This is a genomic window from Pseudoduganella sp. UC29_71, assembly GCF_042693265.1.
Classification (GTDB): Bacteria; Pseudomonadota; Gammaproteobacteria; order Burkholderiales; family Burkholderiaceae_D; genus Rugamonas.
Map to the genome: position 1 here is coordinate 6,688,611 of NZ_CP170549.1, position 13,851 is coordinate 6,702,461.

Consider the following 13,851-nt stretch of genomic DNA (forward strand, 5'->3'; position numbering starts at 1 on the left):
GGTGCCCATGCTTGCCATTCTTTCCGTCACTTTTCCTTTCTTTGCGCTGGTGCTGTGCGGCTACGTGGCCGTGCGGCGCGGCATGCTGCCGCAACTGGCGATTCCCGGCCTGAACAGCTTCGTGCTGTACTTCGCGCTGCCCTGCATGCTGTACCGCTTCGGTGCGGCCACCCCCATCGCCCAGCTGCTGGACGTGGGGGTGTTCAGCGTCTACCTGCTGTGCGCGCTGGCCATGGTGGGCGCGGCCATGGCCGCCACGGTGCGCCGCAGCGGCTGGAACGACGGCGCCTTCGGCGCCCTGGTGGCGGCGTTTCCCAACACCGGCTTCATGGGCGTGCCGCTGCTGCTGGCGCTGCTCGGGCCGCGCTCGTCCGGACCGGCCATTGTCGCCATCGTGGTGGACATGATCATTACCAGCTCGCTGTGCATCGCGCTGTCGCGCATGGGCAGCGGCGCGGGGCGGGAAGCGCTGGGGCGCGCGCTGCGCGGCATCGCCGGCAATCCCATGCCCTGGGCCATCGCGCTGGGCGGACTCAGCTCGGCGGCCGGGCTGGTTTTGCCCAGGCCGGCCATGCAGACGGTGGGCCTGCTGGCGGACGCGGCCTCGCCGGTGGCGCTGTTTACCATCGGCGCGGTGCTGGCGCGCTCGCAGATGCAGGCGGGCGCCCCCGGCGGGCGCGACTCTGGCGGGCACGACTATATTGCGCTGGCGCTGATGAAGTTGCTGCTGCATCCGCTGCTGGTGGCGGGGGCCGGCCAGGCCGCCATTGCGCTCGGCTTGCCGCTCGATCCGGCCGCGCTGACCGTCATCGTGCTGGTGGCGTGCCTGCCCGGGGCCAGCAATGTGGCGCTGCTGTCCGAGCGCTTCGGCGCCAATACCGGCCGCATCGCGCGCATCATCCTGGTTTCAACCAGCTTGTCGTTTTTAACATTTTCGGCGGCCGTCGCTCTGCTGCGCTGAACTGTGGAATAATGCCGCATCGCGCGTAGTGCGCTGCGGCAATACGGTAGAGAAGGACACGATGTAGTGGACATGTTTGCGCTGGATGACGAGCTGGTGCGCTGGGACGCGGAATTGCCTTCCTTGCAGGGAGATTTGCGCGTGCTGTGCCTGGCCGACCTGGCCTGGCATTTGCGCCAGCGCGACGTTGCGCGCGCACGGCAGCTGGTGGCCGAGGCGGCGCCCTTGCTGCCGCTGCTCGACCCGGCCCAGGGCGCCGCGCTGGCGGCGCGCTTCCAGCTCATCGAGGCCGAGGCCCAGTGGCTGCACGGCGCGCTGGACGCCGGCCAGGCCCAGGCCACGCAGGCGCTGCACGCCTTCGAACGCCTGGGCGACATGCCCGGCTGCGCGGACGCGCACTGGCTGCTGGCCTGGATCGCCACCGACCGCGGCGATTCCGCCGTCAGCGACGCCGAACTGGCCATCGCCTCGGCCGAGGCGCGCGCCGGCGGCGACCTGGTGCGCACCGACATCATCGACGCCGCCGCCGCCATCTTCAGCGTCTTCCACAGCCTGCAGGAAGCCAGGCAGCGCTGGGGCCAGCGCTTCCCGGAAGACGCCGCGCTGGCGCCCGGCATCCACCCGGCGGTGTCCGGCTGGATCAGCGACTACGACGGCATCTCCGCCTTCCAGGCAGCCGATTTCGGCCGCGCCGTGAGCCGCCTGATGGTGGCCTTCGAGGCGGCCATGGCCACCGGCCAGGTGCGGCGCGCCATCATCATCGCCGCCAACATCGGCAACGGCTTCACCAGCCTGAACGCGCACGACGCCGCGCTGGAGTGGATGCAACGCGGCCTGGCGCTGGCGCGTCCCACCGGCTGGCCGATGAGCACCGGCTCCTGCCTGATGCAGACCGCCGAAACGCTGCGCCAGCTGGGCCAGCGCGAAGCGGCGCAGGAACTGCTGCGCGAAGCGATCGCGCTGCTGGAGCCGCTGTCCGGCTCGCGCGCCTACGCCGTGTCGCTCGAATACCAGGGCGACCTGGCGCTGGACCTGGGCGACGCGCCCGGCGCGCTGCGCAGCTTCACCCTGCTGGAGCAGCGCGGCGACTCGCTGGGCCAGAGCGACTTCAAGAGCGGCGCGCGGCGCGGCCAGGCGCACGCGCTGTCGCAGCTGGACCGGCCGCAGGAAGCGCTGTCGGTGGCGCTGTCCGCGCTGTCGCTGTCGAGCGAGCATGGCGACGTGTACAACCAGATCGCCGCGCTGCGCGTGCTGGCGCAGATCCACGCGCGCCACCGGCTGCCGCAGCCGCTGGGCATGGCGGCGCCGAACGCCGTGCTGCACTACCTGCAGCTGGCCATGAACCTGGCCGGCACCATCAGCGGCTACGCGGTGCCGGCCGCGCTGCTGGACGCGGCCGCGCGCGAATACGCCGCCACCGGCGACCATGCGCGCGCCTACCAGATCGCCGTGCAGGCCAACGCCGCGCGCGACCGCACGCACAGCCAGGAAGCCACCAACCGCGCCGTCGCCATGCAGGTGCAGCACCAGACCGACGCGCGCGCAGACCGAAGGCGAGCACCATCGCCAGCTGGCGGCGGCCGAGGCGCAGCGCGCCGAAGTGCTGCAGCAGACCAATGCCACGCTGGCCCACCTGAGCGCCATCGGCCAGGAGATCACGGCCCACCTGGACGCGGCGGCCGTGTTCCGCGCGCTGGACCGCCACGTGCACGGCCTGCTGGACGCCACCCACTTCTCCATCTTCATGCTGGAGCCGGACGGCGAGCACCTGCGCTGTGCCTTCGGCATCGAAGCGGGCCAGGAACTGCCGGCCTCGCGCTTCGCGCTGTCCGACCCCAACGCCAACTCGGTGCGCAGCGTGCGCGAGCGGCGCGAGATCCTGATCGAGATCGACGAGGACGGCGCCACGCCCAACCTGATCCCCGGCACCTTGCCGACACTGACCCTGCTGTTCGCGCCGCTGGCCGTGGGCGAGCGCGTGCTGGGCGTGATGACGGTGCAGTCGCTGCACGCGCATGCCTACGGCGAACGCGAACGGCTGATCTTCCGCACCCTGTGCGCCTACGGCGCCATCGCGCTCGACAACGCGAGTGCCTACCGCCAGGTGGCGGCCACGCAGGCGCAGCTGCTGGAAAAGAACGTGGAGCTGGAGCGCGCCTACAAGGCGCTGGAAGAAGTGAGCCTGACCGACCAGCTGACCGGCCTGCGCAACCGCCGCTTCTTCCTGCAGCATGTGGACGCCGACGTGGCCATGACGCTGCGCCAGTACGACTGCCCGGATGGCGCGGACAGCGAGCGCCTGGCCTGCATGGACAAGGACCTGGTGTTCTTCATGGTGGACCTGGACCATTTCAAGGAAGTGAACGACCGCTACGGCCACGCGGCCGGCGACGCGGTGCTGGTGCAGATGCAGGAGCGCTTGCGCGAAGTGTTCCGCGAATCGGACTACCTAATACGCTGGGGCGGCGAGGAATTCCTGGTGCTGGCGCGCGCCACCGACCGGGAAGAAGCCAAGGTGGTGGCCGAGCGCATCCGCAGCGCCGTGGCGCTGCGCGAATTCCGCCTGCCGGACGGCAGCCCGCTGCGCAAGACCTGCTCGATAGGCTACGCCTGCTTCCCCTTTTTGCCGTCGCAGCCGCGCCTGCTCACCTGGTCGCAGGTGGTGGAGCTGGCCGACATGGGCCTGTACATCGCCAAGCATTCCGGGCGCGACGCCTGGGCCGCGCTGTACAGCACTCCCGCCACGCAGCCGGACAAGCTGTTCCCGCGCCTGATGAAACAGCTGGAGCAGACCGTGGCCAGCGGCCAGGTCAAGATCGTCACCAACCTGGTGCAGCCGCCCAACCTGGGCGGCGAACGGCGCCGCGTCGGGCTGTCCAGCGACCTGGCGTAGGCCGGCGCGTTACGCTGCGCTGACCCGCCCTACGTATGCTGCCGGGCGTACCATCACTAACCCGCCATCACACCGGCGGCTCAATCGTGATTTCCGCGCGCAGCGAATTGGCGATATAGCACTTCTCGTGCGCCTCGTGGTGGATGGCCGCGAGCTCGTCCTCGTCCGGCCAGTCGCCGCCGGCGAACACGATGGCGGGGCGCAACGTGATGCTGGTCATCGCCATGCGGCCGCGCTCATCCTTCTCCAGCAAGCCCACCGCATGGTCCGCGTAGCTCTCCACCACATGCCCGCGCCGGGCCGCGATGGACAGGAAGAACAGCATATGGCAGCTGGATGCGGCCGCGATGAGCGCCTCCTCCGGGTCCACATTGTCCGCGTTCGACATCGGCAGCGGCACCGACAGCGGCGAGGACGACGCCGGCACGCGCAGGCCGCCGTCGAAGATCCATTCATGGGCGCGGCTATAGCGCTGATCAAGGAAATCCTGCCCGTTGCGCTGCCACTCCAGTTTCGCTTCGAATTGCATGCCTGCTCCCGGTGGTTCGCCAAGCCCATATCTTAATGTAAACTGCGTCCATGAACCTACACCGCTGCAGCTGGGCCAACCCCGCCAATCCCAAATACATCGCCTACCACGACCAGGAGTGGGGCCTGCCGTGCCACGACGAATTGCGCCTGTTCGAGATGCTCAACCTCGAAGGCGCGCAGGCGGGGCTGAGCTGGGAAACCATCCTCAACAAGCGCGAAAGCTACCGCGCCGCCTTCGACAACTGGGACGCGCGCAAGATCGCCGCCTACGGGCCGGACAAGGTAGCCGAGCTGCTGGCCAATCCCGGCATCGTACGCAACAAGCTCAAAGTGGCGGCAGCCATCACCAATGCCCAGGCGTATTTGCGGCTGGTGGAGGAGGGCGGCTGCCTGGACCGGTTCCTGTGGGCTTACGTGGGCGGCCAGCCCATCGTCAACAAGATACTCAAGCAGGGCGACCGGCCGGCCAAGACCGAGCTGTCCGACCGCATCTCCAGGGATCTGGCCAAGCGCGGCTTCAAGTTCGTCGGCTCGACGATCATCTACGCCTACATGCAAGGCATCGGCATGATCAACGACCACGACCAGGCCTGTTTCCGCCACGCCGAATGCCAGCAGCCGTGAGCGTTGCCGAGTCCGTCCGCAAGCGTCCGCGCCACGTCGTCCTCGCGACCGGTTTCGGCGCCGGCGAACACTTCCTCGCCACGCTGGCTGCCTGGCACCACCGCGCCGCCGCTCCCGCCGCCTCGCCGCCCGCCTGCCCCGCAGACGCCATACTGCACTACATAGCGTTGCTCCCCGGCTTGCCGGCCGCGCAAGCCGTCGCTCCCGAGCTGCGCGCCGGCTGGCCCGTCAACGTCCCCGGCATGCACAGGCTCGAATTCGACAACGGCCGCGTGGTACTCGACCTGGCGGTCGGCGAGCTGGACGCCACCCTCCCGCAAGTCGAAGCGCGCGTCGACGCCTTCCACCTGCCCGCGCCCATCGCCCCCATGCGCGCCCTCGCCAAGCTGGCCCTCCCCGGCGCCACCCTCGACCTGCACGGCGCCGACGAGTCCGCCCTGAAAGCCCTGCGCTCCGCCGGCTTCGAGTGGCAGCCTGAGCCGCATTCGGGGTCAGACCCCGAAATTGCGGCTCAGCTCGCTTTGAATGGGGCGATGCGTGTGCGGGCGGTGTTTACGAGCAGGAAGCCGCAGCCGCCGCGTGCGCCGGAGCCGGTGCGGCGGGCGGTGGTGGTCGGCGCCGGTATGGCGGGGGCGGCGGCTTGCGAACGCCTGGCTGCGCGCGGCTGGGAGGTGACGCTGCTCGAGCGCCACGCGCAGCCGGCGCAAGAGGCGTCGGGCAACCGCGCGGGCATTTTCATGCCGCTGTTGTCCAGGGATGACAACATTCCCACGCGCTTGAGCCGCGCTGCCTATCTGTATGCCATGCGCCGCTGGCAGCGTCTGGGCGGGCTGGACGCCGGCGGAGAACTGCCGGTTATCGGCGCGCAGTGCGGCGTGCTGCAGCTGGCGCGCGATGCGGAGCATGCCTTGCTGCAGCAGGAGGTGGCTGCGCAGTGGAACTATCCGCCTGAATTCGTGCGCTGGGTCGATGCGCGGGAGGCCGGCACCTTGCTGGGCGCGCCCACGCCGGACGGCGGCTGGCTGTTCAGCCAGGGCGGCTGGGCCAACCCCGCGTCCATCTGCCGCGCCATGCTGGACGCTTGCGGCGAGCGCCTGACCCGCGTCTTCCATGCGGAAGCGCTGCGGCTGGAGCGCGCCGGCGGGCACTGGCAAGTCCGGGCCCAGGCCGGCGCCGTGCTGGCCGAGGCGCCCCACGTCATTCTCGCGAACGGCGCCGGCGCGCTGTCCATCGCGCAGACCGCCGGCTTGCCGCTGTACACCATGCGCGGCCAGGTCACGCATCTGACGGAGCAGGATTTCCCCAGCCTGCCCCTGGTGGTGTGCCGCGAGGCCTATATGACTCCGCCCGTGCAAGGCATCATCAGCGTCGGCGCCACCTATGACAGTGACACGGACCCCGCCTTGCGCCACGCTAGCCAGCAAGAGAATCTGTCTCGCGCACGCGACATCCTGCCTGGCGCGCTGCGGCACGAGCCGCCGCTGGCCGGCCGCGTCGGCTTCCGCTGCATGGCGCCGGACCGCCTGCCGCTGGTGGGACCGCTGCCCGACTACGGCGCTCCCCACCGCATGGAGCGCCTGCGCGACGTGCCCCGCCACGCCGGGCTGTACGGCCTGCTGGGCTACGCCTCGCGCGGCCTGATCTGGGCGCCGCTGGCGGCCGAGCTGCTGGCCGCCCAGCTGGAACACGAACCGCTGCCGCTGGAGGCCGGCCTGGCCGCCGCGCTTGATCCCGCGCGTTTTCTGCTTAAATCCCGTCGGGGCGGGCAGGTATAATCGCTATTTAGAAACAATTGCCCCGTGGAGGCCTCATCTATGGAAGATCAAGCGGGCTCGCCCGAGCTGTTCCTGTTCCTGGCTTCAACCGCCCATGACATGAAAAATTCGATCAGCGTCCTCAGCGGCACGCTGGAGAACCTGTTGGGCAATGCCGACGAGAACGACGCGAACCATCCCGCTTATCCCAGCCTGGCCCAGATGCTGTACCAGACCAAGCGCCTGAACGACAACCTGATGCAGTTGCTGGCGCTGTACAAGGAAGTGGGCAAGCCTTCCTATCCTTTCGATCCGCGCCCGCAGCAGGTAGCCGAGCTGGTGCAGCAGGTGAGCTCGCAAGCCAAGGTGCTGCTGGCCTCGAAACACATCACGCTGCAGACCGATTTCCCGGCCGGCCTGATCTGGACGCTCGATGAAGACCTGGTGATCGGCATGCTGGCGCACGCCATCAACAATGCCGTGCGCTACACTAGCGACACCATCCGCCTGGCCATCGCCGAGCGCGACGGCTACCTGGAGCTGCGCGTGGAAGACAATGGCGCGGGCTTCCCGCAAGCGCTGATCGACGCCGGCGCGTCGGCCATGAGCGGCAACACCAGCGGCGTAAACTTCCTCACCAACAGCAGCGGCCTGGGCCTGTACTTTGCCTGCGAAGTGGCGAAAATGCACAAGCACCGCCAGCGCAGCGGCAGCGTCCATCTTGAAAACGGCGGCACCCTGGGCGGCGGCTGCTTCGTGCTGCGTTTGCCGTGAGCGGAGGCGAGATGTCTTTCCCTACCGTCGCCCCCACCGTGCCCGACAACGTCACGGCCGCCATCGCCGCCGTGGACTGGACCGACAAGCAATACCTGATCGTCGACGATTTCGTCGGCATCCGCCAGCTGCTGCGCGAATCGCTGCGCAACCTGGGCGCCAAGCACATCGACCAGGCCGCCAGCGGCGGCGAGGCCATGATCATGCTGGCCAAGACCCACTACGACGTGGTGCTGTGCGACTTCAACCTGGGCGAAGGCAAGAACGGCCAGCAGGTGCTGGAAGAGTGCCGCATCCGCAACCTGATGACGCCGTCCAGCGTGTGGCTGATGGTGTCGGCCGAGAAGAGCGTGGAGTCGGTCATGGGCGCCGCCGAGCACCAGCCGGACGCCTATATCATCAAGCCCATCACCGAGGGCGTGCTGCTGACGCGCCTGAACCGCGTGTGGCAGAAGAAGCAGATCTTCCGCGACATCGACCAGGCTTTCGTGGAGAAGGACTACCTGCGCGCCGCCCGCCTGTGCGACGAGCAGATCGCCGGCAACAAGCTGCACGAGATCGACCTGCTGCGCATGAAGGCCACGCTGCTGCTGAAGGCCGGCGAGCCGGCCAAGGCGCGCGCGGTGTACGAGCAGGTGCTGGAGGACCGCGACTACAACTGGGCGCGCACCGGCCTGGCCAAGATCCGCATGGGCAACGGCGACCACGAGGCGGCGCGCCAGATGTTCCAGGGCGTGATCGCCGACAACCGCTTCTACATCGACGCCTACGACCAGCTGGCCACGGCCTTCCAGCTGATGGGCAAGCTGGAGGAGTCGTGCGACGTGCTGGAGAAGGCGGCCAAGCTGTCGCCCAACTCGGTGCCGCGCCAGCGCAACCTGGGCAACGCCGCGCTCAAGCTGGGCAATATCCCGCTGGCCGAGCGCGCCTTCCGCAAGTGCATCGCCATCGGCGAGTACTCGGTGCTGAAGACCGTGGACGCCTACTTCGGCCTGGCGCGCGTGTGCGGCCAGAAAAACGATACCAAGGAAGCGCTGCAGGTGCTGGCCACGGCGCAGCGCGAGTTCACCGGCGACCAGGTGCAACTGCGCGCCAAGATCACCGAGGGCCTGGTGTACCACGAGAGCGGCGACTACCGCCGCGCGCGCAAGTCCGGCGACGAGCTGGAGGCCATGTTGAACGAGGACCCGGAACGCCCGGACACGGACACCTGCATTGAAATGGCGACGCTGCTGTTTGCCGTCGGCGTGAAGGACGCGCCGGCCGAGCTGCTGTGCTACGTCATCCGCAACAACCACGACAACACGCTGCTGCTGGAGGAAGTGCAGAAGATATTCGACAAGGCGCGCATGAGCGAGGAGGGCGCGGCGCTGATCCAGGCTTCGCGCAAGGAAGCGGCGGACATGATGAACAAGGGCGTGCTGCTGTGGAAAACCGGCAAGCTGGGCGAGGCGGTGGCGTGGATGCGCACGGCGCGCGAGGCGCTGCCGAACAATATGCGCATCCTGTTCAACTCGGCGCAGATCCTGATCTCGCACATGCAGCAGAACGGCTTTACGCAAGCGCTGATGGACGAGGCGAACGGCGTGCTGATGCATGTGGACCGCGTGGCGCCGGGCCAGCAGCGCTTCGCGCAGCTGATCGAGCAGCTGGCCTTGCTGATGCCGGCGCGCCAGCCGGCGCCTGCCGCGGAGGACGCGCAGGCCGAGGACGAAGCAGAGGCAGAGCCGGAAGAGTAGCCGTCCCCATGGATGACTTGTTTCCCGGCATTTCAATGATTACACTAAAACCACAATGAGGAGAGAACCTATGCGCGACATCGCCAAAGAGGTCTACGAAAAAATGAAAATCGGCGCCGCCGCCTGGATCAGGCCGGTGCCCGTCAAGGGGGACACGCTGGAATCGTTCCAGTCGGCGCACGACGGCGCCAAGGCCCTGGCCGACGAGGGCTTGATCAAGATTGTAAAAATACAACGGCAGGACGACGGCCTGATCGACGCCATTCGCATCCAGCGGCTGTCGTAATTTATGATTTGACAACGTAGTTCGTTCTTGCAACACTGGCTGGCGCTGCCGTCATCGTGGCGGCAGCCCATCTAGACAGGAGCGAATATGCGTCGTATCAAAACCGCAGCGCGGCTCACCGTGCTGGCGTTGATGTTGCAAGCCCTTCCCGGCGCCATGGCGGCAGCCAAGCCTCCCAAGCAGTACACCATCGAGCAGTTCATGGCGACCACGACCATCTCGGGCGCCTCCTTCAGCCGCGATGAAAAGAACATCCTGTTCACCAGCAACGAGAGCGGCATCCCCAACGTCTACATGCAGCCGGTGGGCGGCGGCAAGCCGGTCGCGCTGACCAAGTCCACCACCGACAGCACCTACGCGGTGGGCTATTTCCGTAACGACGACCGCATCCTGTTCACGCGCGACAAGGGCGGCAATGAGCAGAACCACCTGTATGTGCGCGAGCTGGACGGCAGCGAAAAAGACCTGACGCCGGGCGACAAGCTCAAGGCCATCTTCGGCGGCTGGTCGGAAAACGGCAGCGCCTTCTACGCGCTCACCAACGAACGCGATCCGAAGTACTTCGACCTGTACCGCTACGACGCGAAGAGCTACGAGCGCACCATGCTGTACCAGAACGAGAACGGCATGACGCCGAGCGAATTGAGCCGCGACGAGCGCTGGATTGCGCTGTCCAAGCCCAACACCACGTCCGACAGCGACATCTATCTGTACGACCTGCAGAAGAAGGAACTGAAGCACATCACGCCGCACCAGGGCACGGCCAGCTACAACGCGTCTACCTTCGATCCGGCCTCCAAGCGCCTGTTCTTCACTTCCAACGAAGGCGGCGAGTTCAACACGCTGCGCACCTATGACTTGGCCACCGGCGCCATCGCCGTGCACGAGAAGGCGGACTGGGACGTGTTCGGTTCCGGCTATTCGCGCGACGGCCGCTTCCGCACCACGGTGGTGGACCACGACGGCAGCCAGGTGGTGCGCGTGGTGGAAGGCCCGGACGAGAGGCCAGTGGCGCTGCCCAAGCTGCCCGGCGGCGAAATGCGCGGCGTGACCTTCTCGCCGAGCGGCAAGCTGATGGCCTTCTACCTGAACGGCGACCGCGCGCCGAGCAATCTGTTCGTGTACGACCTGGCGACGAAAAAGACCCGGCAGCTGACGCAGAGCCTGAACAAGGAAATCAATCCGGACGATCTGGTGGAAGCGGAAGTGGTGCGCTTCAAGTCCTTCGACGGCATGGAAATCCCGTCCATCTACTACAAGCCGAAAGGCTTGGCGCCCGGCGCGAAAGCCCCGGCGGTGATCTTCGTGCACGGCGGTCCCGGCGGCCAGACGCGGCGCGGCTACAGCGCGCTGATGCAGTACCTGGCCAACCACGGCTACGCGGTGCTGGGCATTAACAACCGCGGCAGCTCGGGCTACGGCAAGACCTTCAACACGGCAGACGATGGCAAGCACGGCCGCGAACCGCTGTGGGATTGCGTGGAGGCGAAGACCTTCCTGGTCAGCCTGGGCAATATCGACCCGGACCGCATCGGCATCATGGGCGGCAGCTACGGCGGCTACATGACGCTGGCGGCGATGGCCTTCCGGCCGGAAGCGTTCAAGGTGGGCATCGACATCTTCGGCGTGAGCAACTGGGTGCGCACGCTGGAATCGATTCCGCCGTACTGGGAATCGCAGCGCAAGGCGCTGTACCAGGAAGTGGGCGATCCGGTGAAGGACAAGGAGTTCCTGGTGGCGACCTCGCCGCTGTTCCATGCCAAGGAGATCCGCAAGCCGCTGATGGTCATCCAGGGCAAGAACGACCCGCGCGTGATCAAGCCGGAAAGCGACGAGATCGTGGAAGCGGTGAAGAAGAACAACGTGCCGGTGGAGTATGTGGTGTTCGACGATGAAGGGCACGGCTTCAGCAAGAAGAAAAACCAGATCGTGGCCAATGCCAAGATGCTGGAGTTTCTCGACAAGTACCTGAAGCCGGGTGTGGCGTCGGCCGCCGGCAAGGCGGGGAGCGCGCAGGCCAAGCCGTAAGGCGCTGGCGGCACCGGCGGGTTACGCGCCTGCGGCGCTAGTCCGCCCTACGCGCACGCGGTAGGCATCGTGCGCCGCCTGCACTACCGGCCTTATTCCTTACCCGGCTTTGCGCTTGCGGCCTTCCTGGCCGGCGCCTTGCGCGCGGCGCTGTCGGTGGCGGCGCCGTTCTTGCCGCTGCCATTGCCGTTGGCCTTCTTGCCCGCCGGCTTGTCCTGCTCCTGCTCCGCCGGCAAATTCCCCTTGTCCGCCTTGGCCACCGGCTTGCTCGCCGCCGCCGCGAACTTGCTGGCCGCTTCCGTCGCGCGTGCTGCCGCGCCGCTGACCACGTCCGTGGTCATGGCCGTGGTCACTGCCTGCTTGAACTGCTCCTGCAGCAGATTCCACCACGCTGCCGCATTCACCATCGGCGCCGCCGCAGCGGCTGCCGCCTCCGCATCCGACATCGCCGCCGCCGCGGGCGCCGCCTTTGCCGCCGGCGCTTCCGTCGGCGCTTCGGTGGCAGGCGCCGCCGGCGCAGGGGCCGGTGCGGCGGCAGGCGCCTTGGCCGCCATCCTGAACGGATCGCCGGCCGGCGCCGCACCCGCCGCGCTCGGCGACAGCGCATCGGCCGCATGCTGGAAGAACGCCGATGCATACGGAATCGATTCGAACAGCGACTTTTCCTTCGCCGCGCCCGGTTGCTGCACCGCGTCCGCCAGCGTCTTGCCCATGGATTTCAAGGTGGCGATGGTATTGCGCTGCACTTCCAGCGCCTGGATACTGCCGCGCACCATGCTCGAATTCAGGTTCAGCCAGGCCTCCACGGCCTTCAGGTCGTTGATCTTCTTGTCCAGTTCATCCACCGACAGCGTCGGCGCGGCAATGCCTGGCACCACGCCCATGCTGCCCCACAGGTTCTTCACGAAATCGAGCGTGTCCGTCATAACACCGGCGCCCGGAATGTTGGGCATTTGAGGCATGGCCATAGCAGGTCTCCTATAGGGATGGTAGGTTAGCGTAGCAGATTTGACCATGGCTGTCAGCGGACCGGGCTTGACAAGCGTTAAACTAGCGTCATGACGATCGTTTCTTTCCTTTCCCGGCGCCGCCGCGTACTCGCCCTGTGCGCGGCCACCGCGGCCCTGCACGTTGTGACGATAGACTGGCTGGGTTCTCGCCTCGGCCCGCAGCAGAGCACTGCAGTCAAGCCCGCGCCGTCCGTCATGCAGGCGCAATTGCGTTTGGCGTTGCCGCGCCGCACCGCGTCCAGCGAGCCGCCGCCCGAAGTGAAACCGGTGGATCCTGCAGCACCGGCCGCACCGCCCGCGCGCAGGACGCTGCGTCCGGCGCCGCAGCCGCAGCAGTCGGCCGTGGCCGAGCCTGCCGCGCAGGACAGCGGCGCGCTGTCCGATCCGCTGGCCGGCATCGAACAGGCGCTGGCGGCGCCGCCCGAGCTGGCGCAGCCGGGCGCCGCTTCCGCGCCGGCTGCCGTACAATCCGCGCCGGACGCCGCGCAAGCGGCTGCAGCCACGCCGGCCGCTCCCGGCGCCAGCGACAAGCAAGCCGCCGAGCCGCCGCCGGCGCCGCTGTCCACGCGCCGCTACAAGGTGGACCTGCCGCCGTCGGCCGACTTCGAGATGGAGCTGAAGCGCACCGACGCTAACGGCACCAAGTGGAGCGGCGTGGCGCACATGTCCTGGCAGACCGACGGCAGCAAGTACAAGGTGGCCATGGAAGCGGGCATCAGCATGCTGGTGGCGCGCGTGAACCTGCTGGTGCTGGGCAGCGAAGGCGAGATCGACGACGCCGGCATCGCGCCGCTGAAATTCACCGAGAAGCGGCGCGGCCGTTCGCAGACCGCCACGCATTTTGCGCGCAGCGACGGCCGCATCACCTTCTCGGCCACCGAGCGCAGCTACCCGCTGCTGGCCGGCGCCCAGGACAAGGCCACCGTGCCGTTCCAGCTGGGCGCCATCGGCCGGGCCGACGTGAACCAGTTCGGCTCGGACATCGACATCCTGGTGGGCGACGAGAAGGACGCCAGTATTTACCGCTTCCTGCTGGTGGGCGAGGAAGAACTGGACACGCAGCTGGGCCGCATCGTCACGTGGCACCTGGCGCGTCCGCCCAAGCCGGGTTCCTACTCGGCGCGGCTGGACATCTGGCTGGCGCCGGGCATGAACTGGTTCCCGGTGCAGATCCGTAATACCGAGGCGAATGGTGCGCTGACGACGCAGACCATCACCAAGATCACCCTGAGCGGCAACGCTGGAAAGTAA

General features: G+C 67.7%; 12 protein-coding genes. 9 read left to right on the forward strand and 3 right to left on the reverse strand.

Translation table 11 applies throughout. The features are described 5' to 3' along the window. The first annotated feature begins 7 nt into the window (after positions 1 to 7). Positions 8 to 961 carry an AEC family transporter gene (locus tag ACFJI2_RS29880; protein WP_377703064.1) on the forward strand — a complete coding sequence of 318 codons (954 nt, stop codon included), beginning with the start codon at positions 8 to 10 and terminating at the stop codon, positions 959 to 961. Here the strand turns inward: ACFJI2_RS29880 and ACFJI2_RS29885 are convergent. Further along, positions 926 to 2,584, reverse strand: a complete 1,659-nt coding sequence (locus tag ACFJI2_RS29885; RefSeq protein ID WP_377703065.1) for a hypothetical protein — start codon at positions 2,582 to 2,584, stop codon at positions 926 to 928. The two genes, ACFJI2_RS29880 and ACFJI2_RS29885, sit on opposite strands and share 36 nt — an antisense overlap. On the opposite strand from ACFJI2_RS29885, the gene ACFJI2_RS29890 reads away from it, so the two are divergent. Beyond that, a complete protein-coding gene (locus ACFJI2_RS29890; protein ID WP_377703066.1) occupies positions 2,562 to 3,854 on the forward strand; it encodes a diguanylate cyclase in 1,293 nt (430 codons plus the stop codon). The two genes, ACFJI2_RS29885 and ACFJI2_RS29890, sit on opposite strands and share 23 nt — an antisense overlap. 67 nt (positions 3,855 to 3,921) lie before the next feature. Here ACFJI2_RS29890 and ACFJI2_RS29895 read toward each other — a convergent pair whose 3' ends face one another. Next, positions 3,922 to 4,383, reverse strand: a complete 462-nt coding sequence (locus tag ACFJI2_RS29895) for an OsmC family protein (RefSeq protein ID WP_107875709.1) — start codon at positions 4,381 to 4,383, stop codon at positions 3,922 to 3,924. 50 nt (positions 4,384 to 4,433) lie between these two features. Between ACFJI2_RS29895 and ACFJI2_RS29900 the strand changes: the two genes are divergently transcribed. The 6 genes from ACFJI2_RS29900 to ACFJI2_RS29925 all read left to right on the forward strand — a co-directional run bounded on the left by ACFJI2_RS29900 (position 4,434) and on the right by ACFJI2_RS29925 (position 11,590). Beyond that, positions 4,434 to 5,009: a DNA-3-methyladenine glycosylase I gene (locus tag ACFJI2_RS29900; protein ID WP_377703067.1), complete on the forward strand. Its 576-nt coding sequence runs from the start codon at positions 4,434 to 4,436 to the stop codon at positions 5,007 to 5,009. Next, complete coding sequence (gene mnmC / locus ACFJI2_RS29905) at positions 4,994 to 6,784, forward strand: FAD-dependent 5-carboxymethylaminomethyl-2-thiouridine(34) oxidoreductase MnmC (RefSeq protein ID WP_377703068.1); 1,791 nt, start codon at positions 4,994 to 4,996, stop codon at positions 6,782 to 6,784. Before ACFJI2_RS29900 ends, mnmC begins: the two co-directional genes overlap by 16 nt. A gap of 39 nt (positions 6,785 to 6,823) precedes the next feature. Beyond that, a complete protein-coding gene (locus ACFJI2_RS29910) occupies positions 6,824 to 7,537 on the forward strand; it encodes a sensor histidine kinase (protein WP_377703069.1) in 714 nt (237 codons plus the stop codon). Positions 7,538 to 7,548: 11 nt separating this feature from the next. Then, positions 7,549 to 9,276: a tetratricopeptide repeat protein gene (locus tag ACFJI2_RS29915; protein ID WP_377703070.1), complete on the forward strand. Its 1,728-nt coding sequence runs from the start codon at positions 7,549 to 7,551 to the stop codon at positions 9,274 to 9,276. A 70-nt stretch (positions 9,277 to 9,346) separates the two neighbouring features. Then, positions 9,347 to 9,562, forward strand: a complete 216-nt coding sequence (locus tag ACFJI2_RS29920; RefSeq protein ID WP_107875719.1) for a hypothetical protein — start codon at positions 9,347 to 9,349, stop codon at positions 9,560 to 9,562. Positions 9,563 to 9,649: 87 nt separating this feature from the next. Continuing rightward, complete coding sequence (locus tag ACFJI2_RS29925) at positions 9,650 to 11,590, forward strand: alpha/beta fold hydrolase (protein ID WP_377703071.1); 1,941 nt, start codon at positions 9,650 to 9,652, stop codon at positions 11,588 to 11,590. A gap of 92 nt (positions 11,591 to 11,682) precedes the next feature. Here ACFJI2_RS29925 and ACFJI2_RS29930 read toward each other — a convergent pair whose 3' ends face one another. Further along, a complete protein-coding gene (locus ACFJI2_RS29930) occupies positions 11,683 to 12,558 on the reverse strand; it encodes a PhaM family polyhydroxyalkanoate granule multifunctional regulatory protein (RefSeq protein WP_377703072.1) in 876 nt (291 codons plus the stop codon). A 90-nt stretch (positions 12,559 to 12,648) separates the two neighbouring features. Between ACFJI2_RS29930 and ACFJI2_RS29935 the strand changes: the two genes are divergently transcribed. Continuing rightward, positions 12,649 to 13,851: a DUF3108 domain-containing protein gene (locus tag ACFJI2_RS29935; RefSeq protein WP_377703073.1), complete on the forward strand. Its 1,203-nt coding sequence runs from the start codon at positions 12,649 to 12,651 to the stop codon at positions 13,849 to 13,851.

Excerpts from the sequence above, each read along its gene's own strand:
- ACFJI2_RS29880 (WP_377703064.1), top strand. The coding sequence starts at position 8 with ATGCTTGCCATTCTTTCCGTCACTTTTCCTTTCTTTGCGCTGGTGCTG.
- ACFJI2_RS29895 (WP_107875709.1), bottom strand. The coding sequence starts at position 4,383 with ATGCAATTCGAAGCGAAACTGGAGTGGCAGCGCAACGGGCAGGATTTC.
- ACFJI2_RS29900 (WP_377703067.1), top strand. The coding sequence starts at position 4,434 with ATGAACCTACACCGCTGCAGCTGGGCCAACCCCGCCAATCCCAAATAC.
- mnmC (WP_377703068.1), top strand. The coding sequence starts at position 4,994 with ATGCCAGCAGCCGTGAGCGTTGCCGAGTCCGTCCGCAAGCGTCCGCGC.
- ACFJI2_RS29910 (WP_377703069.1), top strand. The coding sequence starts at position 6,824 with ATGGAAGATCAAGCGGGCTCGCCCGAGCTGTTCCTGTTCCTGGCTTCA.
- ACFJI2_RS29915 (WP_377703070.1), top strand. The coding sequence starts at position 7,549 with ATGTCTTTCCCTACCGTCGCCCCCACCGTGCCCGACAACGTCACGGCC.
- ACFJI2_RS29920 (WP_107875719.1), top strand. The coding sequence starts at position 9,347 with ATGCGCGACATCGCCAAAGAGGTCTACGAAAAAATGAAAATCGGCGCC.
- ACFJI2_RS29925 (WP_377703071.1), top strand. The coding sequence starts at position 9,650 with ATGCGTCGTATCAAAACCGCAGCGCGGCTCACCGTGCTGGCGTTGATG.
- ACFJI2_RS29930 (WP_377703072.1), bottom strand. The coding sequence starts at position 12,558 with ATGGCCATGCCTCAAATGCCCAACATTCCGGGCGCCGGTGTTATGACG.
- ACFJI2_RS29935 (WP_377703073.1), top strand. The coding sequence starts at position 12,649 with ATGACGATCGTTTCTTTCCTTTCCCGGCGCCGCCGCGTACTCGCCCTG.